The organism is Bradyrhizobium sp. SZCCHNR1098 (assembly GCF_032489375.1).
GTDB lineage: Bacteria > Pseudomonadota > Alphaproteobacteria > Rhizobiales > Xanthobacteraceae > Bradyrhizobium.
Genome location: NZ_JAUEXY010000001.1, coordinates 110,127 through 127,716 on the forward strand (window position 1 = coordinate 110,127; position 17,590 = coordinate 127,716).

Sequence of the window (17,590 nt, forward strand, 5' to 3'; positions counted from 1 at the left end):
GAAGCGCGCAGATGCCGGCGCGCTTCCGGGGGCCGAGTCGATCAGCTCGCGATCCGTGCGTCGGCGACCGCCTTCTGGAACAGCGCCTTCATCGCCTCCGCGATGCCCTGCGTCGGCGACACCTCGAAATAGAACCCGTCCGAGGCGCAGGCCTGCATCTTCTGCGCGATCTCGCTGTTCGGCGACGGGCCGAACGGCCCCTTGTTGAAGGGATCGATCCAGCTCATGTACCAACTGTTGGTCGGCAGCTGCAGATAGGTGGTGTAGAGCACCGCGATCTTGATGCCGCGGTTCTTGAGCGTGGTGCAGAGCGCCGGATTGATCGGCGACTGGCAGCGGTTGCCGCTGGCCTTTGGCTTCAGGCAGGCGGCGTTGCTCTCGTCCGCGACGCCATCGGAGACGAAGAACAGGTATTTCAACGGCGAGCCGGTGGTGCCGTCGCCCGGCGTCGAGATCTCGTTGTTGATGGCGGGGAACACCGTGGTGAATGGCGTATCCTTGTCGGCCGTGTAGGAATCATTGTTGCCGTAGACGCCCATCAGGTCGATGTTGCCTGCGGCGCTCTTGGCGCTGGACAGGCTCGACGACAGCGAGAACAGCGCCCGCAATCCGATCGTCTTCGACGCCGCGCCGAAATCGTAGATCGCCATGCGGAACTGGTTCGTATAGGTCTGCGTCTGCTGCGCCGTGTCCATCAGCTGCTGGGTGGCGCTGCGCAGCACGTCGATCCGGGTGGTCACGCCGAGCGTCTTGGCGAGATTATAGTAGTTGTTGGAGTCGTTGTAGTCGTGGCATGCGAAGGCGCATTTGTCCGAAGTCGCATTGACCATCTTGGTCACGTCCGCCGGCGTCGCCGCCACACCCATCGACGGCGAATTGTCGAGCAGCAGGTAGAAATCGATGTATCGCGGCATCGAGGCCTTCGCCGTCGACGAGCCGTTCAGGGTCATGGTCTTGAACCCGACGATGTTCATGAACATCATGGGCACGGTGGCCGAGAACGACACGGTGGCGCTCAGCACCGAGCCGGCCTTCTTCACCTCCGGCGTCAGGCTGGTCAGCGTATAGCCCGATGTGCCGGACATGTTGCCGTTGAAGATCTTCGCCGCGTCGTCATTGCCGGCGGCGATCACCCCGTCCGAGGTCATCGCGCCCGCGGCGATGAAGGCCGGCGCCGTCCGGGACACCGCGCCGACCGATGCGGCGTCGACCGCCGCCTGCAGCTTGGCGCGCATCTGGTTGGCGCGGCTGTAGTCGACGCCGCAGCCGACCGCCGTGATCAGCGGAACGCAGACGATGGCGAACGTCACCGCGACGTTGCCGCTGACGTCGCGGCGAAGGCGGGCAAGCAGGCTGGATACAATTCGCATGAATGATGCCTAACGAACCATGAGGGGGTCACGGCGTTCACCCGTGAAAATACGCGGGCGGCCATTAAGGTTGGCTTATTTCAACCGTGGAAACGGGGCTCAAAACGGCCTAGGTTAAAACTCCCTCAACAGGCGCGCCTGGTTCTCGGACCGGCCCATCCCTCTCGAAACCCGATCGGACCATGCCCGACCTGAAACTCACGCTCGTGGTCGCCTGCGCGCTCGTCGACGCCGACAATCGCGTGCTGCTGGCGCAGCGGCCGCCCGGCAAGGCGCTCGCGGGCCTCTGGGAATTTCCCGGCGGCAAGCTCGAGCCCGGCGAGCGCCCGGAAGCCAGCCTGATCCGCGAGCTCGACGAGGAGCTCGGCATCACCGTGCGCGAGGCCTGTCTCGCGCCGCTGACCTTCGCCAGCCACGCCTATGAGACGTTCCATCTGTTGATGCCGCTCTACATCTGCCGGCGCTGGGAAGGCCTGGTGACCGCGCGCGAGGGCCAGCAACTGGCCTGGGTGCGGCCCAACAAGCTGCGCGACTACCCGATGCCGCCCGCGGACATCCCGCTGCTGCCGCATCTGATCGACTTGTTGATGTGAGCCGCGGCGACAGCCTCACGCTCACGCGTCATGCGCGGGCCTGACCCGCGCATCCATCTACATTTCGGACTCTTCAAGAGGGATGGATCGCCGGGTCAAGCCCGGCGATGACGAGAGTGGCTATTCATCCGCTCCCGCGCGAGGGCTCCGCTTCACTGCCGCCTCTAGGCTCGCCGTCGCCGAACCCGGCTTCAGCGGCTTCTGCTGGCTCTCATGCGGGGCCCAGCCTGACAACCAGATGATGTCGAAGGTGGCGCGGATGCGGCCGTCGGGATCGGCGAAGCGCTCGGCATAGATCTCGGCCATGCGCAGCAAGGTCGCGCGGCGCGTCGGCGTGCGACGGCGCTCGACCAGGCTGTTTGTCGCGCCCATGCGGCGGAGATCCTGCATCAGGCCGAACGCGCTGGCATAGCGGACCACGACCCGGTCGACATCCGTCACCGGCAACGCGAAGCCTGCACGCTGCAGCAGGCCGCCGACGTCGCGCAGATCGGCGAACGGCGCGACGCGCGGTGATACGCCGCCCTCGCACTCTGCCTCGGCGGCGGCGAAGGATTGCCGGAGCTCGGTCAGCGTATCGCCGCCGATCATGGCCGCCAGCAGCAGACCATCGGGGTGCAAGGCCCGGCGAATCTGCACCAGCAGTCCGGGCAGATCGTTGACGAATTGAAAGGCCAGCGCCGACAGCGCGAGATCGAGCGATTGCGCGGCCAGCGGCAGCCGCTCATCCGCCGTTTCGGGCGCAGCGATATGTGCGAGCTGCGAGAGGCGTCCCGAAAGATACGGCTTCAAGCCCGCGGCCGGCGTCCAGACGTCGGCAGCCGCGGTGAAGGACCGGTTCACTGCCGCAAGCCGATCCTCGATGTCCTCCGCAACGCGCTCCAACAGGAAGGTCTCCGGCGCTGCCGCAGCCCGCCGCTGCCTGAGCGCGAGCAGGCTGCGATCGAACAGAACGGGAGTGGTGACGGACTGGATCATTGGGGCTGGTTACGCCGATCCTCGCGGCCGGGCAATGCACCGCTTGAGCAGCGTGGGTTGCGGCGCTAGCCTCAATACATGGGTGTGACGTTTGCTCCAATCGGCGTCGGACGACTTCGTGCAGCCGTAGGCGCGCTGCACGGCGGTCTCGCGCATGTCGCGAAGCTCGCGCTCGACGTCGCGCTGCCGACGCTGTGCATCGCCTGCCGCGAGCCGGTCGACGGCGAGGGCGTCTGCGCGGCCTGCTGGGGCAAATTGTCGTTCATCGAGCGGCCGTATTGCCCGAAGCTCGGCATCCCCTTCGTCTACGATCCCGGCCCCGAGCTGCTGTCGATGGAGGCGATCGCGGCGCCGCCGGCCTATGCCCGGGCGCGCGCCGCCGTGCGCTATGACGAGGTCGCGCGCACCCTGGTGCATCAGCTGAAATATCAGGACCGCACCGATTTGGCGCCGATCATGGGCCGCTGGATGGCTCGCGCCGGCCGCGAGCTGCTGGCCGAGGCCGACCTCGTGGTGCCCGTGCCGCTGCACTGGCGGCGCGGCTTCAGCCGCCGCTACAACCAGTCCGGCGCGCTGGCGCGGGTGATCGCCCGGTCCAGCGGCGTCCGAATGCAGGGCGATGCGTTGCGCCGCGTGCGGGCGACCGAGCAGCAGGTCGGCCTGTCGCGCGCCCAGCGCGCCAGCAATGTGCAGGGCGCATTCCAGGTATCTTCAGACCGCCTGCATGACGTGCAGGGGCGCCGCATCGTGATCGTCGACGACGTGCTGACCACCGGCGCGACGGTGGATGCCTGCGCCCGCGCTCTGCTGCGCGCCAAGGCGGCCGAGGTCAGCGTGCTGGTTTTCGCCCGGGTTGTCGATGCCCCCCGCGCTCCCATATAATCTGTCGTTCCGTAACAGCTGAGCGCGACATGACCGCTGCGATCGAAATCTATACCCGTCCGGGGTGCGGCTACTGCACGGCCGCCAAATCGCTTCTGACCCGCAAGAACGTTCCCTTCACCGAGCATGACGCGGGCAAGGATCCGACGATCCGGCAGAAGATGTATGATCGTGTCGGCCCGGGCTCGACCTTTCCGCAGATCTTCATCGGCCACACCCATGTCGGCGGCTGCGACGATCTCTATGCGCTCGATCGCGAGGGCAGACTCGACGCCATGCTGGCGGGAGACAAGGCGACATCATGAGCAACGACCGCAGCTTTACCGCCGCCATGGTGCAGATGCGCACCTCGCTCCTGCCCGAGCCGAGCCTCGAGCAGGGCACCAGGCTGATCCGGGAAGCGGTCGCGCAGGGCGCGGAGTACGTCCAGACGCCGGAAGTGAGCAACATGATGCAGCTCAACCGGACGGCGCTGTTCGAGCAGCTCAAGAGCGAGGCGGACGATCCCTCTCTCAAAGCCTATCAGGCGCTCGCCAAGGAGCTGAGCATCCATCTGCACATCGGATCGCTGGCGCTGCGCTTCTCGGCAGACAAGGCCGTGAACCGCTCGTTCCTGATCGGCCCCGAGGGCAACGTGCTGGCGAGCTACGACAAGATCCACATGTTCGACATCGACCTGCCGGGCGGTGAGAGCTATCGCGAGTCGGCCAACTATCAGCCGGGCGAGACGGCCGTGATCTCGGATCTGCCCTGGGGTCGTCTGGGGCTGACGATCTGCTACGACGTGCGCTTCCCGGCGCTGTATCGCGCGCTGGCCGAGAGCGGCGCCTCGTTCATCAGCGTGCCCTCCGCCTTCACGCGCAAGACCGGCGAGGCGCACTGGCACACGCTGCTGCGCGCCCGCGCCATCGAGACCGGCTGCTTCGTGTTCGCCGCCGCCCAATGCGGCCTGCACGAGAACAAGCGCGAGACCTTCGGCCACTCGCTGATCATCGATCCATGGGGCGAGATTCTCGCCGAGGGCGGCGTCGAGCCCGGCGTGATCGTGGCGCGCATCGATCCGTCGCGGGTCGAGAGCGTGCGCCAGACCATTCCTTCGCTGCAGCACGGCCGCCGGTTCGGCATCGCCGATCCCAACGCGGGTCCGGACTATCTGCACCTGGTGCGGGGCTCGGCATGATCCGCTATGCGCTGCGCTGCGAGCGTGACCACACGTTCGAAAGCTGGTTCCAGAGCTCCTCGACCTACGATTCGCAGGTGAAGCGCAAGCTGGTGGAATGCCCGACCTGCGGCTCGACCAAGGTCGAGAAGGCGATCATGGCGCCGCGCATCGTCAGCAAGAAGGGCCGCGAGGCCGTGCCAGTGCCGGTGCCGGCCTCACCGCCACCAGCGCAGGAAGTGATTCCGCCGGGATCGACCGCGCTGATGATGGCGCAGGAGCGCGAGCTGCGCGCCAAGCTCAAGGAGCTGCGCGACCACATCGTCAAGAACGCCGACGACGTCGGCGAGCGTTTCCCGACGGAAGCGCGCAAGATGCATTACGGCGAGACTGAGCACCGGCCGATCTATGGCGAGGCCTCGCTCGACGAGGCCCGCGAACTGATCGAGGAAGGCATCGAGGTCGCCCCGATCCCGGTGCTGCCGGACGATAGGAATTGAGCAATCGAGAAGGCCTTTTCGTCATTGCGAGCGAAGCGAAGCAATCCAGGAGTCGAGGACAGATTCTGGATTGCTTCGCTTCGCTCGCAATGACGGGGGAGAGATCTCGGCCTGCACTCTCTCTTTCGCCGGTGTGACGACATGTCCCCCCTCTCCTCCTCCTGGCAGCTCTGGGCTCTGCTGTCGGCGCTGTTTGCGGCCCTGACCGCCATCTTCGCCAAGGTCGGCGTCGAAGGTCTCAACTCCGATCTCGCCACGCTGATCCGCACCGCGATCGTGCTGGTGACGCTGGCCCTGATCCTGTTCGCGACGGGCCAACTGACGAGCCCCGGCCCGATCTCGATGAAGAGCTGGATCTTCCTGACGCTGTCGGCGCTTGGCACCGGCGCCTCGTGGTTGTGCTATTTCCGTGCCCTGAAGCTCGGCCCCGCGACGCTGGTCGCTCCGATCGACAAGCTCAGCGTCGTGCTGGTCGCCTTGTTCGGCGTCGTGTTTCTCGGCGAACGACCGAGCCTGCAGGGCTGGATCGGCATCGCCCTGATCGCGGCCGGCGCCGTGCTGATCGCGATCAAGGGCTGACTACACTGCGATCAGCAGCGCTACCCCGGCAACGATCAGCACGATGCCACAGATCTCGCGCAGCGAAACCGGCTGCTTGAACGAGTAGTACGACACGCCCTGCGCGAACAGTACCTCGATCAGCGCGAGCGTGCGGACGTTGGCGGCCGCGGTCAGCGCAAACGCCAGGAACCAGAATTGCGACGCGAAGGCGCCGACGAAGCCGGCCATCATCGACGGCCGCCACAGCGACAGGATTCCGCGCAGGATGTCCGGCGCGCGCGCCAGCAGGTAGACGGTCAGGATCGCGGTTTGCACGAACAGGCCCCAGACCAGCGTGTACGATGCGGCGGTCACGAAGGAGACGCCGTCGACGGCGATGATGGCGCCGCGGAAGCCGACCGCCGACAGGGCGAACGCCGCCGCCGCAACGAGGCCGGTCACGGTCGGCTTCAACTCCGCAAAGCTCTTGTCGCCACCGGGCCGAAGCGCCGTGACGACGACGCCGATGGTGGCGATCAGGATCGCGATTACCTTCGGCACCGAGAGCGGATCGCCGAGGAAGATGAAGCCGAAGATCGCGGTCTGGATCGCTTCGGTCTTCAGATAGGCCGTGGTAACGACGAAGGAGCGGTCGGTCATCGCCAGCAGCATCAGCCCGGTGGCGATGATCTGGCTGAGCGCGCCGAGCAGCAGCCACGGCCAGAACACAGAAGGCGGCCACGGCAGGTGGTCGCCGGTGGCCAGCAGCACCGCGGTCAGGAACACCAGCGAGAACGGGAAGCCGAACAGGAAGCGGATGTTGGTCGCGCCCCAGGTGCCGAGCTTCGCCGTCAGCGACCGCTGCATCGCATTGCGTGCGACCTGACCGGCCGCAGCCACCAGCGTGAAGGGAATCCAGAGCGAGGCGATGGTGAGCATGCGCGGCACTGTGCGACGGTGAGGCCGGCACCGTGACGAGCGCGGGGCGTCGGGTCAACAGGACAGGCGACGATTCGGTCGCATGTCAGGATTGCAAGTCAGCGGCGGGACGACGCGCACTTGTCCGAGGTTTATGGTACGCTCGTGCCGCACGACCAGTGTCGTCCCTGCGAACGCAGGGACCCATAACCACTGGCTTCAATTGGTTCAGACGATGTCTCCACACGATGGTGCGGCGATGTATTACGTCTACATTCTCGCCAGCGGCCGTCACGGCACCCTGTATATCGGTGTTACCAACTCGATACAAAAACGGATTGGGCAGCATCGCGATGGCGAAGGCTCGGATTTCGTCAAGAAGTACGGCGTGTTTCGGCTGGTCTACATCGAGACCTACAATATCGCCGAAGAAGCAATCACCCGCGAAAAGCAACTCAAGCGCTGGAAACGCGACTGGAAGATCGAGCTGATCGAACGCGACAACCTCGAATGGCGCGATCTCAGCAACCTGATCTCCTAGCGTGCCTCAAACCACTCCCTGGGGTTATGGGTCCTTGCGTTCGCAGGGACGACACCTTTGGTGGAGCGGCATCTGGCTGGACCGACGACAACCGAGAATATAGCTGGCGAGGGGGAGCAAAGCTGTCGTCCCGGGCAAGCCCGATGACGCGACGCTTCAGCGGGCGTAGACCCGGGACCCATACCGCGTGATCTGTCTTGGGGCAGGCTGCACGTTGAACCTGTCGCGCCACGGAAAGCCCGCCAGCGACCTGATCTCCTAGCGTGCCCCGAACCACTCCCTGGGGTTATGGGTCCCTGCGTTCGCAGGGACGACACCGGTTGTGGAGCAGCATCCCGGCCGAACCGAAGCGCGACGCCGCGCTACACCATCTGCTCGGCAACCATCATGTAGTTCACGTCCATGTCGGTCGACAGACTCCAGCGGTCGGCGAAGGGGCTGTAGACGACGCCGCTCTGCTCGGTGATGACCAGACGATTGTCGAGCAGGTATTTCGTCAGCTCGTCCGGCGTGACGAACTTGCTCCACTCATGCGTGCCGCGCGGCAGCCAGCGCAGCACATATTCGGCACCGACGATGGCGAGCGCAAAGCTCTTCCAGTTGCGGTTCAGCGTCGAGACCACCATCATGCCGCCCGGCTTCAGCACGGCGGCACAGCGGCCGAGGAAGGCACCGACATCGGTGACGTGCTCGACGACCTCCATCGCCAGCACGATGTCGAAGCGCTCACGCGGATCCATCTCCTCGATCGTGGTGCAGCGGTAGTCGATCGACAGATGGCCCTTTTCCGCATGCAGCCTGGCAGCGGCAATGTTGCTGGCCGAGGGATCGACGCCGACGACCTGCGCGCCCAGCCGCGTGAACGGCTCGCACAGCAATCCCGCGCCGCAGCCGATGTCGAGCATGCGCAGTCCCGAGAGGCAGTTCAGGCTCTTGGCGTTGCGCTCGAATTTCCGGCAGGCGGCATCGCGGATGTAGGTCAGGCGCAGCGGGTTGATCTTGTGCAGGGGCGCCATCTTGCCCTTGGGGTCCCACCAGGTCTCGGACAGTTTCGAGAACTTCGCGATCTCGGCCGGATCGACGGTCGAGCCGGAGGGAACAGAAGTGCTGCGGGAATCCTGAGGCATTGTCATCGCTGAATACTCAATGATCGAAGCTGCGGCGCCGTACCGGGGCTAACGCGCCGTGATGGCGTTCCGGAACGCCAGCGGCTCCGCGATGGTCGAAATGGTTTCCTTGCCCTCGCCCACCCCCAAGATGGTGACGTCGCCGTAATTGAGAACCCGTCCCATGATGGTCTGGTTGACGTCGACGCTCTCGACCTTGTCGAGGGCCATCTCGAAGGTACGGCGCTTGATGAAACCGGTTTTATGGACGACGCGACGATTGGTGACGTCCGTCTCCGTGGTGAGGCGATGGAACCAGGCCCGGACCGTCCAATACAGGGCGACAATGGCGATGACGGCGGCGGTGGCCAGGCACAGCATGACCAAACTGTCGTTCACGGTCATGCGGGAGAGGACGAGCAATCCAAACACGACGATCCAGGCCCCGATCGCGGGCAGGTAGAACATCCAATGCGCATTGGTCGAATACAGCACCTTCTCGCCGGGTTGCAGGATTTCGTCGATGTAACGCGCCATTCCAAGCCTCTCACCTGACCCTGTCACCACAAGGAACCGTCTTGCCCCCAGCCGCGGCGCTATGTATACGCGCGTTTCGGCTGGCGCGCCTCCGGTTTCGCGCTCAGCCGGTCAACTTATCCTCCTGATGGGAATGAGCGCGTCGTCATGGGTCGCCTCGTGCTGAAATTCGGCGGCACATCCGTCGCCAACATCGACCGCATCCGCAACGTCGCGCGCCACGTCAAGCGCGAGGTCGATGCCGGTCATGAGGTTGCCGTCGTCGTCTCGGCGATGTCGGGCAAGACCAACGAGCTGGTCGCCTGGTGCACCGAGGCGTCGCCGATGCATGATGCGCGCGAATACGACGCCGTGGTGGCCTCGGGCGAGCAGGTCACGTCCGGCCTGCTGGCGATCGTGCTGCAGAGCATGGGCATCCAGGCCCGCTCGTGGCAGGGCTGGCAGATCCCGATCAAGACCAGCGACGCCCATGCCTCGGCGCGAATCGTCGATATCGACGGCGCCGAGCTGATCCAGCGCTTCCGCGACCGCAAGGAAGTTGCGGTCATCGCCGGCTTCCAGGGCATCAACGCCGAAACCGGGCGAATCACCACGCTCGGCCGCGGCGGCTCGGACACTTCGGCGGTGGCGATCGCGGCCGCCATCAAGGCCGACCGCTGCGACATCTATACCGACGTCGACGGCGTCTATACCACCGATCCCCGGGTGGTGCCGAAGGCCAAGCGGCTCGACAAGATCGCCTTCGAGGACATGCTGGAGCTGGCGTCGCAGGGCGCCAAGGTGCTGCAGGTCCGTTCGGTGGAACTGGGCATGGTGCACAACATGCCGATCTTCGTCCGCTCCTCATTCGACAAGCCTGAGGATATCGACCCGCACGCCAACCAGCCGCCGGGGACGCTGATCTGCAGCGAGGAACAAATCATGGAAAATCACGTCGTGACCGGCATCGCCTTCTCCAAGGACGAGGCCCAGATCTCGGTGCGCCAGATCGAGGACAAGCCGGGCGTTGCCGCGTCGATCTTCGGACCGCTGGCGGATGCCAACATCAATGTCGACATGATCGTCCAGAACGTCTCCGAAGATGGCAAGACCACCGATCTGACCTTCACGGTGCCGGCGACCGACTACAACCGGGCGCGCGAGACCATCACCGCGGCCAAGGACAAGATCGGCTACCAGCGCTTGGATACCGCAACCGACGTCGCCAAGGTCTCGGTGATCGGCTCGGGCATGCGCAGCCATGCCGGCGTCGCCGCCAAGGGATTTGCCGCGCTCGCCGCCCGCAACATCAACATTCGCGCGATCACGACCTCCGAGATCAAGTTCTCGGTGCTGATCGACGCCGCCTATACCGAGCTCGCCGTCCGCACGCTGCACACGCTCTACGGACTGGACCAGGCCTAGAAAATCCTCCTCCGCAACCACACCTGTCCCGTTATGTGACAGCGGGACGGGCCGGAGGTCGTTCGAAAGCCGTTGACGCCGCCCGCGGTGGCAGGCGTTTTGCTTGGCAAAACAAGCCCTAATTCGCTATACGCCATCGCAGGATGGCAGCCGCAAACTGTGCTCCAGTGATGGTTGTTCTGGTTCGGGCCGGCACTCTGAGCGTGCGATAGTGCCGAATCGAGAAAGCTGTTCGATGCCGCGAGTTTAGCGCCAGATCCGGCCGCGTGCCGGGCTGGCCCCAGGAAGGGGGATTGTGCCACATGCGAAGCGCGTCGGGAGGCCCCCGCGTCCTGCTCAGACGGCTTCGCGAGACCATGGCGGAGCAGGTCTCGGCACAGGAGCGACTCGACAAGATCGTGGTGCTGATCGCGGCCAACATGGTCGCGGAGGTCTGCTCGGTCTATGTGCTTCGCGTCGACAACACGCTCGAGCTCTACGCCACCGAAGGTCTGAACCGCGACGCCGTGCACATGACCGTGCTGAGCGCGCATGAGGGCCTCGTCGGCCTCGTCGCGAGCGAGGCGACGCCGCTCAATCTGAACGACGCGCAGAGCCACCCCGCCTTCTCGTACCGGCCGGAAACCGGCGAAGAGATCTACCACTCCTTCCTTGGCGTGCCGATCCTGCGCGCCGGCAACACGCTCGGCGTGCTGGTGGTGCAGAACCGCGCCAAGCGCACCTATGTCGAGGAAGAGGTCGAGGCGCTGCAGACCACCGCGATGGTGCTCGCCGAGATGATCGCCTCCGGCGAGCTCGCAGCGCTCGCCCAGCCCGGCGCCGAGCCGGCGGCGCGGCACTCGATCCACAAGACCGGCACCGTGCTGTCCGATGGCATCGCGCTCGGCCACGTCGTGCTGCACGAGCCGCGCGTCGTCATCAACAACTACATCGCCGAGGACCTGCCCAAGGAGATCAAGCGGCTCGACGCCGCGCTGCTCAAGCTGCGCGCCGACCTCGACCGCATGCTGGAGCGCGGTGACGTCGCCGATGGCGGCGAGCACCGCGAGGTGCTCGAAGCCTATCGCATGTTCGCCAACGACCAGGGCTGGTCGCACAAGCTGCACGAGGCGGTCGCGACCGGCCTCACGGCGGAAGCCGCCGTCGAGCGCGTGCAGTCCGACACCCGCGCCCGCATGCTGCGCTCCACCGATCCGTATCTGCGCGAGCGGCTGCACGATCTCGAGGACCTCGGCTACCGGCTGCTGCGCCAACTGGTGGGCCAGGACCACGCGCCCCGGCGCGAGCACCTGCCCGACAATGCCATCCTGATCGCGCGCGCAATGGGCCCGGCGGCGCTGCTCGACTACGACCGCAAGCGGCTGCGCGGGCTCGTGCTCGAGGAAGGCACTGCCAACTCGCATGTCGCGATCGTGGCGCGTGCGCTCGGCATTCCCGCCGTCGGCGAGGTGCCGAACGCGCCGGGTATCGCCGATCCCGGCGACGCCATCATCGTCGATGGCACGTCGGGCTCGATCTACGTTCGGCCGTCGTCCGAGATCGAGTCCGCCTATGCCGAGCGGGTGCGCTTCCGCGCTCGCCGCCAGGCGCAATATGGCGAGCTGCGCAACAAGCCCTGCGTGACCAAGGACGGCCAGCCGATCGAGCTGATGATCAATGCAGGCCTGGTCATCGACCTGCCGCATATCGAGGACACCGGCAGCGCCGGCATCGGCCTGTTCCGCACCGAGCTGCAATTCATGGTGTCCGCCAGCCTGCCGCGCTCGAGCGACCAGCTGGCGCTGTATCGCACGGTTCTCGACGCCGCCGGCCACAAGCCGGTCACGTTCCGTACTTTGGACATCGGCGGCGACAAGGCGCTGCCCTACATGGAGACCGTGATCGAGGAGAATCCGGCGCTCGGCTGGCGCGCGATCCGCCTCGGCCTCGACCGCCCGGGCCTGCTGCGCGGCCAGATCCGGGCGCTGCTGCGCGCCGGCGGCGGCCGCTCGCTGCGCATCATGTTCCCGATGATCTCGGAAGTCGCCGAGTTCGACACGGCCAAGGCGATCGTCGAACGCGAGCTGACTTACTTGCGCCAGCACGGCCACACGCTACCGGAGCGCGTCGACGTCGGCACCATGCTCGAGGTCCCGGCGCTGCTGTATCAGCTCGACGAGCTGCTTTCGAAGGTCGATTTCATCTCGGTCGGCTCGAACGACCTGTTCCAGTTCCTGTTCGCGGTCGATCGCGGCAATGCCAAGGTCTCCGAGCGCTTCGATACGCTGTCGACGCCGATCCTGCGGGCGTTGCAGCAGATCGTGCACAAGGCCAAGGCGGCCAAGCGGTCGGTGTCGCTGTGCGGCGAGATGGCCTCCAAGCCGATCGGCGCGCTGGCGCTGATCTCGCTCGGCTACCGCTCGCTGTCGCTGTCGGCCACCGCGCACGGCCCCGTGAAGGCGATGATCCTCGAACTCGACGCCGGCAAGGCGGCGACGAAGATGGCCGAATGGCTGGCCGCACCGGCTGGCAGCTTCTCGATGCGGCAGAAGCTGACCGAGTTCGCCGAGAGCGAAGGCCTCGCGCTGTAGCGGGCCCGTCGCGCCAGGCGTCTTCCGTTCGTATCGTTTGCTCCTAGATCAGATTGCATCATGTCGTCGCTTCCCCAAGCCAAACTGGATGTCCTGCTCGCGCATCACGCCTCGCTCGAGGCGGAGCTGCTAGGCCAGGTCAATTCCGACCGCTACGTGCAGATCACCCGCGAGCTCGCCGAGCTCAATCCGCTGATCGACGCGGTGAAGGCGTATCGCGCCGGCGTCAAGGAGCTCGCCGAGACGGAGGCGCTCATCGCCGATCCCGCGACCGATGCCGAGATGCGCGCGATGGCCGAGGCCGAGCGCGACGAGCTGATCGCGCGCCGCGGCGAGCTGGAGCAGCAGATCCGCGTCGCGCTGCTGCCGAAGGATGCGATGGACGACCGCAACGTCGTGCTTGAAATCCGCGCGGGCACCGGCGGCGACGAGGCCTCTTTGTTCGCCGGCGACCTGTTCCGGATGTATGAGCGCTTCGCCGCCCTGCAGGGCTGGAAGGTCGAGGTGATCTCGGCCTCCGAAGGCACCGTCGGCGGCTACAAGGAAATCATCGCCGAGGTGCAGGGCCGCGGCGCCTTCGCCAAGCTGAAATTCGAATCCGGGGTGCACCGCGTGCAGCGCGTGCCCGATACCGAGACCCAGGGCCGCATCCACACCTCGGCGGCGACAGTCGCCGTGCTGCCCGAGGTCGAGGATGTCGATGTCGACATCAAGCAAGACGACCTGCGCATCGAGACCATGCGCGCCCAAGGCGCCGGCGGCCAGCACGTCAACAAGACGGAATCGGCGATCCGCATCACCCATATCCCGACCGGGATCGTCGTGATGATGCAGGACAGCCGCTCGCAGCACAAGAACCGCGCCTCCGCGATGAACATCCTGCGCTCGCGCATCTACGACGCCGAGCGGCAGAAGGTCGACGCGGCGCGCTCGGCCGAGCGCAAGGAGAAGGTCGGCTCCGGCGACCGCTCCGAGCGCATCCGTACCTATAATTTCCCGCAAGGGCGCGTCACCGACCATCGCATCAACCTGACGCTCTACAAGCTGCCGCAGGTGATCGCGGGCGAAGCGCTGGGCGAACTGATCGATGCGCTGACGACCGAGCACCAGGCAGCCCAGCTCGCCGCGCAAGGTGCGGCGGCGTGATGCGCACCGGCGCATTGCAGGAGGCGATGCGACGCTGCCCCGACACAAACGGTGTCGTCCCGGCGAACGCCGGGACCCATAATCACCGGCCTTCGTGGCTGTCACAGAAGGCAACTCCGACCGCCCGTCCCGCAACGGCACGGCGTATGGATCCCCGCGTTCGCGGGGATGACGCGTGGAGGGAGCTTGCGCGATGACCGGCCTCATCGCCGGCGTGACCATCGATGCCGCCCGCCGTGCCCTGGCCGCGCGCTTTGCAGATGCGGGCCTCGACTCGCCCGAGCTGGATGCGCGGCTGCTGGTCGGCCATGCGCTGCAGCTCGACCTCACCGGGCTCGTGATGCACGGGAGACGACAGCTCTCCCATGACGACGCGCAGCGCCTGGAAACGCTTATGCAGCGCCGGCTGGCCGGGGAACCGGTCGCCCGCCTCCTCGGCACCAAAGAGTTCTGGGGCCTGGACCTGCGATTGTCGGCCGATACGCTGGTGCCGCGACCGGACACCGAGACCGTGGTCGAGCTGGCACTGGAACATCTCGCGGCCGGCGGCGGCCTGAAGCGTCGCTTGCGCATCGCCGATCTCGGCACGGGCTCCGGCGCGATCCTGCTGGCGCTGCTGTCCGAGCTGCCGCGGGCCTTTGGACTGGGCACCGACATCAGCTTGGCCGCGCTGACGACCGCGCGGGACAATGCGCGCGCGCTCGGATTGGCCGACCGCGCCGGCTTCGTCGCCTGCTCCTACGCCGCAGCGCTGGCTGTGGGTTTCGACCTGATCGTGTCGAACCCGCCCTACATCCCGTCGTCCGAGATCGGCGCGCTCGACGCCGAGGTGCGCGCTCATGATCCGCTACGCGCACTGGACGGGGGCAAGGACGGGCTCGACGCCTACCGCGCGCTGATCCCGCAGGCAGCGGCCCTGCTTCAGCCCGGCGGCGCTGTCATCGTGGAGGTCGGGCTTGGCCAGAGTGACGACGTCGCTGCATTGATGGTGAGGGCCGGCCTGACGGCCGATTCCTCGACGATCCGGGCCGATCTGGCCGGTATTCCCCGAACCGTCATGGGCTTAAAAAAGCTCCGGTAAAGGTCGGGGGATAGAGAAAAAGCTCTTGGAATATCCCCCGGGAGCGACTACGTTCCACCCATAGCATCGGCGCAGGCCACGACGAGCGGTATTCACGGAACACCGCAGCAGTCAGATGCCAGAGAGCCGCGCCGGGCGATAGGTTCCAGAACGCAGATCTGCTGAGCGCGAGAGCCGGATGGCTGCGCAGCCCGCGACTGCAAAGCGAACGAAAGCCTGACTTTGCACTTGAGGTCTTACGCTAAGCAAACTGGGTCGGTCGTGGCGCATCTCGCCGTGGCTGGCTGAATGACGTGGTTCGCTGGTCCCAGGGGGCTGGCGGGTGGGGAACGCGTTTTGAACGCGATTTTGTCGAGAGAATCGGCTGTCGATCACATCGGCATGGGTCGAACCGGCATGTCGGAACCGGCATGGGTCGGATGGGCCATTTGGACCGCGCACGAGGCGTCCGAGCCCGGCGAAGGTATTTCAATACGCTTTCGGTATTCCGATAACAATCAGTACTCACTATCAGTGCTCAGCAATCGGTGCTCCTAACGCAGGGTTGGAATAAAGGCAGGACATGAGAAACGGTCAGAACAACAAGCGGATGCGCAACCGGAACAGCGGCGGTAACAACAACAATAACCGGCGCGGCCAGAATCCGCTGACCAGGGTGTTCGAGTCCAATGGACCGGACATCAAGATCCGCGGTACCGCCTCTCATGTCGCCGAGAAATATGTCCAGCTTGCCCGCGACGCCCGCTCCTCGGGTGACCCCGTTGCCGCCGAGAACTACTACCAGCACGCCGAGCACTATTTCCGCCTGATTGCCGCCGCGCAGGAGCAGTTCCGCCAGAACCAGCCGCAGCAGCAACCGCGCAACGCCGATGACCTGACCGTCGACGACCTCGATGATGAAGGCGAGAGCTTCTCGCATTTCGGCCAGGAGCCCGGCTTCGTTCCGGCCCAGCCGCAGCCTCAACCCCAACCCTTCATGCGCGATCGCGAAGGCGGCCAGCGCGAGCGCGGCGACAACCAGCCCTATCAGCGCGAGCAGCAGCCGCGCGAGCATCGCGAAGCGCGTGAGCATCGCGAGCCGCGCGAACACCGCGAGCCGCGGGAGCACCGTGAACCGCGTGAGCATCGTGAGCGGGAGCCGCGCGAGCACCGCGAGCGTCCGCAGCCCGTCCAGTACCAGCCCCAGCCGCAACCCCAGCCCGTCATCGCCGACAGCGGGGTCGATCGGTTGCCGTCCTTCATCACCGGCCCGCAGCCGCAGATCGCCAATGCCCCGGCCGCCTTCGAGGGCGCTGCCGAGCGCTATCCGCGCCGCCGCCGGCGTCCGCATGGTCCGCGCGGTGAAGCAGCCGCTGCTGCGCCGGCGCCGAGCGAGGACCTCAATCCGGGCGAATAGCGATTTCGTTCCGTCATGACGAAACGGGTGGGCCCTGAGCCCACCCGTTTTTCTTTGCGCTGAGAGGCACGCAGGGAGCGACCCGGTATCATCCGTCGCGCGACGGCAGACCGAACTCGCGGCGGCCGGAGCCACCGGATCCTGGGGCCGACGGTGACGGCGCCAGCACGGGTTCGAGTCGTGGGATCAGCCGGATGCGCTCGCGGCGCGCCGGGATCACCCGGTAGACCTGCTTGGTCGCCTCGACGATGTGGACACCGGCGAACGGCAGCGACAGCGCCGCGCCGACGCGCTCCCAGGCCATCGCCGATTTCAGGAACCAGCCGCCGACCGGGGGCATGAACAGCGCCTCGCCCCAGCCGGTCGGCGTGAACCAGGTCTGCCGCAGCAACTGCGTGATCTGCGAGCGCGAATAGGGCCGGCCATGGCCGAACGGCGTGTTGTCGGTCCGCGTCCAGACGCCGCGCCGGTTCGGGATCACGATGATCATGCGTCCCGCCGGCGCCAGCACCCGCCACATCTCGCGCAGCAGCCCGGCCGGGTCGTCCGACATCTCCAGCGCATGCACGATCAGGATGCGGTCGACCGCCGCATCGGGCAGCGGCAGCGAGAACTCGTCCACCAGCGAGGCCAGCGTCGGCCGCGCCGTCGGCCATTTCAGCACCCCCTGCGCCGCCGGCATAAAGGCGATGCAGCGTTCGGAATCCTCGCGGAACAGGCCGAGATAAGGCGTGGGATAGCCGACGCCGAGCACCCGCTGCCCGGCCGCGCTCGGCCAGCGCGCGCGGATACCGCGGTTGATCAAGAGCCGCGCGACGATCCCGAGGCGACCCGAATAGAAATTTCGCAGATCGATCACGTCCATGACG

18 protein-coding genes are annotated in these 17,590 nt (G+C 66.1%); 12 read left to right on the forward strand and 6 right to left on the reverse strand.

The annotated features are described in order from the left end of the window. Positions 1 to 41: 41 nt before the first annotated feature. Complete coding sequence (locus QX135_RS00490; RefSeq protein ID WP_315773186.1) at positions 42 to 1,370, reverse strand: TadE/TadG family type IV pilus assembly protein; 1,329 nt, start codon at positions 1,368 to 1,370, stop codon at positions 42 to 44. A gap of 182 nt (positions 1,371 to 1,552) precedes the next feature. Between QX135_RS00490 and QX135_RS00495 the strand changes: the two genes are divergently transcribed. After that, positions 1,553 to 1,963, forward strand: a complete 411-nt coding sequence (locus tag QX135_RS00495; RefSeq protein ID WP_315735232.1) for a (deoxy)nucleoside triphosphate pyrophosphohydrolase — start codon at positions 1,553 to 1,555, stop codon at positions 1,961 to 1,963. A gap of 120 nt (positions 1,964 to 2,083) precedes the next feature. On the opposite strand, the gene QX135_RS00500 is transcribed toward QX135_RS00495, so the two are convergent. Further along, the gene (locus QX135_RS00500; RefSeq protein ID WP_315773184.1) at positions 2,084 to 2,941 is read right to left on the reverse strand and encodes a methyltransferase domain-containing protein; all 858 of its coding nucleotides are present in this window, start codon (positions 2,939 to 2,941) and stop codon (positions 2,084 to 2,086) included. A 78-nt stretch (positions 2,942 to 3,019) separates the two neighbouring features. On the opposite strand from QX135_RS00500, the gene QX135_RS00505 reads away from it, so the two are divergent. From QX135_RS00505 to QX135_RS00525, 5 genes are all read left to right on the forward strand, one after another. Further along, positions 3,020 to 3,823, forward strand: coding sequence for a ComF family protein (locus tag QX135_RS00505; RefSeq protein WP_315775703.1), 804 nt, complete (start codon positions 3,020 to 3,022; stop codon positions 3,821 to 3,823). A 29-nt stretch (positions 3,824 to 3,852) separates the two neighbouring features. Next, complete coding sequence (gene grxC, locus QX135_RS00510) at positions 3,853 to 4,128, forward strand: glutaredoxin 3 (protein ID WP_315735238.1); 276 nt, start codon at positions 3,853 to 3,855, stop codon at positions 4,126 to 4,128. After that, positions 4,125 to 5,003: a carbon-nitrogen hydrolase family protein gene (locus QX135_RS00515; RefSeq protein WP_315735240.1), complete on the forward strand. Its 879-nt coding sequence runs from the start codon at positions 4,125 to 4,127 to the stop codon at positions 5,001 to 5,003. Before grxC ends, QX135_RS00515 begins: the two co-directional genes overlap by 4 nt. Further along, the gene (locus QX135_RS00520; protein ID WP_315773180.1) at positions 5,000 to 5,482 is read left to right on the forward strand and encodes a DUF1178 family protein; all 483 of its coding nucleotides are present in this window, start codon (positions 5,000 to 5,002) and stop codon (positions 5,480 to 5,482) included. The genes QX135_RS00515 and QX135_RS00520 overlap by 4 nt, the downstream gene beginning before the upstream one ends. Positions 5,483 to 5,623: 141 nt before the next feature. Beyond that, positions 5,624 to 6,061, forward strand: coding sequence for an EamA family transporter (locus QX135_RS00525; RefSeq protein WP_315756890.1), 438 nt, complete (start codon positions 5,624 to 5,626; stop codon positions 6,059 to 6,061). On the opposite strand, the gene QX135_RS00530 is transcribed toward QX135_RS00525, so the two are convergent. Beyond that, positions 6,062 to 6,961: an EamA family transporter gene (locus tag QX135_RS00530; protein WP_316177626.1), complete on the reverse strand. Its 900-nt coding sequence runs from the start codon at positions 6,959 to 6,961 to the stop codon at positions 6,062 to 6,064. It abuts the gene before it with no gap. 238 nt (positions 6,962 to 7,199) lie between these two features. Here QX135_RS00530 and QX135_RS00535 point away from each other — a divergent pair, with 238 nt between their 5' ends. Then, positions 7,200 to 7,481, forward strand: coding sequence for a GIY-YIG nuclease family protein (locus QX135_RS00535; protein ID WP_316177879.1), 282 nt, complete (start codon positions 7,200 to 7,202; stop codon positions 7,479 to 7,481). 362 nt (positions 7,482 to 7,843) lie between these two features. Here the strand turns inward: QX135_RS00535 and ubiG are convergent, their stop codons facing one another. Next, positions 7,844 to 8,608 carry a bifunctional 2-polyprenyl-6-hydroxyphenol methylase/3-demethylubiquinol 3-O-methyltransferase UbiG gene (gene ubiG / locus QX135_RS00540; protein WP_409997692.1) on the reverse strand — a complete coding sequence of 255 codons (765 nt, stop codon included), beginning with the start codon at positions 8,606 to 8,608 and terminating at the stop codon, positions 7,844 to 7,846. Positions 8,609 to 8,656: 48 nt separating this feature from the next. Next, a complete protein-coding gene (locus QX135_RS00545) occupies positions 8,657 to 9,124 on the reverse strand; it encodes a PH domain-containing protein (protein ID WP_315735252.1) in 468 nt (155 codons plus the stop codon). A 147-nt stretch (positions 9,125 to 9,271) separates the two neighbouring features. Here QX135_RS00545 and QX135_RS00550 point away from each other — a divergent pair, with 147 nt between their 5' ends. From QX135_RS00550 to QX135_RS00570, 5 genes are all read left to right on the forward strand, one after another. Continuing rightward, positions 9,272 to 10,528 (forward strand): aspartate kinase, encoded by a 1,257-nt coding sequence (locus tag QX135_RS00550; RefSeq protein WP_315775706.1) that lies wholly within the window; start codon positions 9,272 to 9,274, stop codon positions 10,526 to 10,528. A 302-nt stretch (positions 10,529 to 10,830) separates the two neighbouring features. Continuing rightward, the gene (gene ptsP, locus QX135_RS00555) at positions 10,831 to 13,098 is read left to right on the forward strand and encodes a phosphoenolpyruvate--protein phosphotransferase (RefSeq protein ID WP_315735256.1); all 2,268 of its coding nucleotides are present in this window, start codon (positions 10,831 to 10,833) and stop codon (positions 13,096 to 13,098) included. Between the two features lie 60 nt (positions 13,099 to 13,158). Then, the gene (gene prfA, locus QX135_RS00560; RefSeq protein ID WP_316177629.1) at positions 13,159 to 14,244 is read left to right on the forward strand and encodes a peptide chain release factor 1; all 1,086 of its coding nucleotides are present in this window, start codon (positions 13,159 to 13,161) and stop codon (positions 14,242 to 14,244) included. 193 nt (positions 14,245 to 14,437) lie between these two features. After that, positions 14,438 to 15,325 carry a peptide chain release factor N(5)-glutamine methyltransferase gene (gene prmC, locus QX135_RS00565; protein ID WP_316177631.1) on the forward strand — a complete coding sequence of 296 codons (888 nt, stop codon included), beginning with the start codon at positions 14,438 to 14,440 and terminating at the stop codon, positions 15,323 to 15,325. 562 nt (positions 15,326 to 15,887) lie between these two features. Continuing rightward, on the forward strand, positions 15,888 to 16,721 hold the full coding sequence (locus QX135_RS00570) for a DUF4167 domain-containing protein (RefSeq protein WP_315775709.1): 834 nt from the start codon (positions 15,888 to 15,890) through the stop codon (positions 16,719 to 16,721). A gap of 88 nt (positions 16,722 to 16,809) precedes the next feature. Here QX135_RS00570 and QX135_RS00575 read toward each other — a convergent pair whose 3' ends face one another. After that, positions 16,810 to 17,586 carry a class I SAM-dependent methyltransferase gene (locus QX135_RS00575; RefSeq protein WP_316177633.1) on the reverse strand — a complete coding sequence of 259 codons (777 nt, stop codon included), beginning with the start codon at positions 17,584 to 17,586 and terminating at the stop codon, positions 16,810 to 16,812. Positions 17,587 to 17,590 lie beyond the last annotated feature (4 nt).

What these genes read in the sequence shown, in the direction of transcription:
- QX135_RS00490 (WP_315773186.1), bottom strand. Translation starts at nt 1,370, where the DNA reads ATGCGAATTGTATCCAGCCTGCTTGCCCGCCTTCGCCGCGACGTCAGC.
- QX135_RS00495 (WP_315735232.1), top strand. Translation starts at nt 1,553, where the DNA reads ATGCCCGACCTGAAACTCACGCTCGTGGTCGCCTGCGCGCTCGTCGAC.
- QX135_RS00500 (WP_315773184.1), bottom strand. Translation starts at nt 2,941, where the DNA reads ATGATCCAGTCCGTCACCACTCCCGTTCTGTTCGATCGCAGCCTGCTC.
- QX135_RS00505 (WP_315775703.1), top strand. Translation starts at nt 3,020, where the DNA reads ATGGGTGTGACGTTTGCTCCAATCGGCGTCGGACGACTTCGTGCAGCC.
- grxC (WP_315735238.1), top strand. Translation starts at nt 3,853, where the DNA reads ATGACCGCTGCGATCGAAATCTATACCCGTCCGGGGTGCGGCTACTGC.
- QX135_RS00515 (WP_315735240.1), top strand. Translation starts at nt 4,125, where the DNA reads ATGAGCAACGACCGCAGCTTTACCGCCGCCATGGTGCAGATGCGCACC.
- QX135_RS00520 (WP_315773180.1), top strand. Translation starts at nt 5,000, where the DNA reads ATGATCCGCTATGCGCTGCGCTGCGAGCGTGACCACACGTTCGAAAGC.
- QX135_RS00525 (WP_315756890.1), top strand. Translation starts at nt 5,624, where the DNA reads ATGTCCCCCCTCTCCTCCTCCTGGCAGCTCTGGGCTCTGCTGTCGGCG.
- QX135_RS00530 (WP_316177626.1), bottom strand. Translation starts at nt 6,961, where the DNA reads ATGCTCACCATCGCCTCGCTCTGGATTCCCTTCACGCTGGTGGCTGCG.
- QX135_RS00535 (WP_316177879.1), top strand. Translation starts at nt 7,200, where the DNA reads ATGTATTACGTCTACATTCTCGCCAGCGGCCGTCACGGCACCCTGTAT.
- ubiG (WP_409997692.1), bottom strand. Translation starts at nt 8,608, where the DNA reads ATGCCTCAGGATTCCCGCAGCACTTCTGTTCCCTCCGGCTCGACCGTC.
- QX135_RS00545 (WP_315735252.1), bottom strand. Translation starts at nt 9,124, where the DNA reads ATGGCGCGTTACATCGACGAAATCCTGCAACCCGGCGAGAAGGTGCTG.
- QX135_RS00550 (WP_315775706.1), top strand. Translation starts at nt 9,272, where the DNA reads ATGGGTCGCCTCGTGCTGAAATTCGGCGGCACATCCGTCGCCAACATC.
- ptsP (WP_315735256.1), top strand. Translation starts at nt 10,831, where the DNA reads ATGCGAAGCGCGTCGGGAGGCCCCCGCGTCCTGCTCAGACGGCTTCGC.
- prfA (WP_316177629.1), top strand. Translation starts at nt 13,159, where the DNA reads ATGTCGTCGCTTCCCCAAGCCAAACTGGATGTCCTGCTCGCGCATCAC.
- prmC (WP_316177631.1), top strand. Translation starts at nt 14,438, where the DNA reads ATGACCGGCCTCATCGCCGGCGTGACCATCGATGCCGCCCGCCGTGCC.
- QX135_RS00570 (WP_315775709.1), top strand. Translation starts at nt 15,888, where the DNA reads ATGAGAAACGGTCAGAACAACAAGCGGATGCGCAACCGGAACAGCGGC.
- QX135_RS00575 (WP_316177633.1), bottom strand. Translation starts at nt 17,586, where the DNA reads ATGGACGTGATCGATCTGCGAAATTTCTATTCGGGTCGCCTCGGGATC.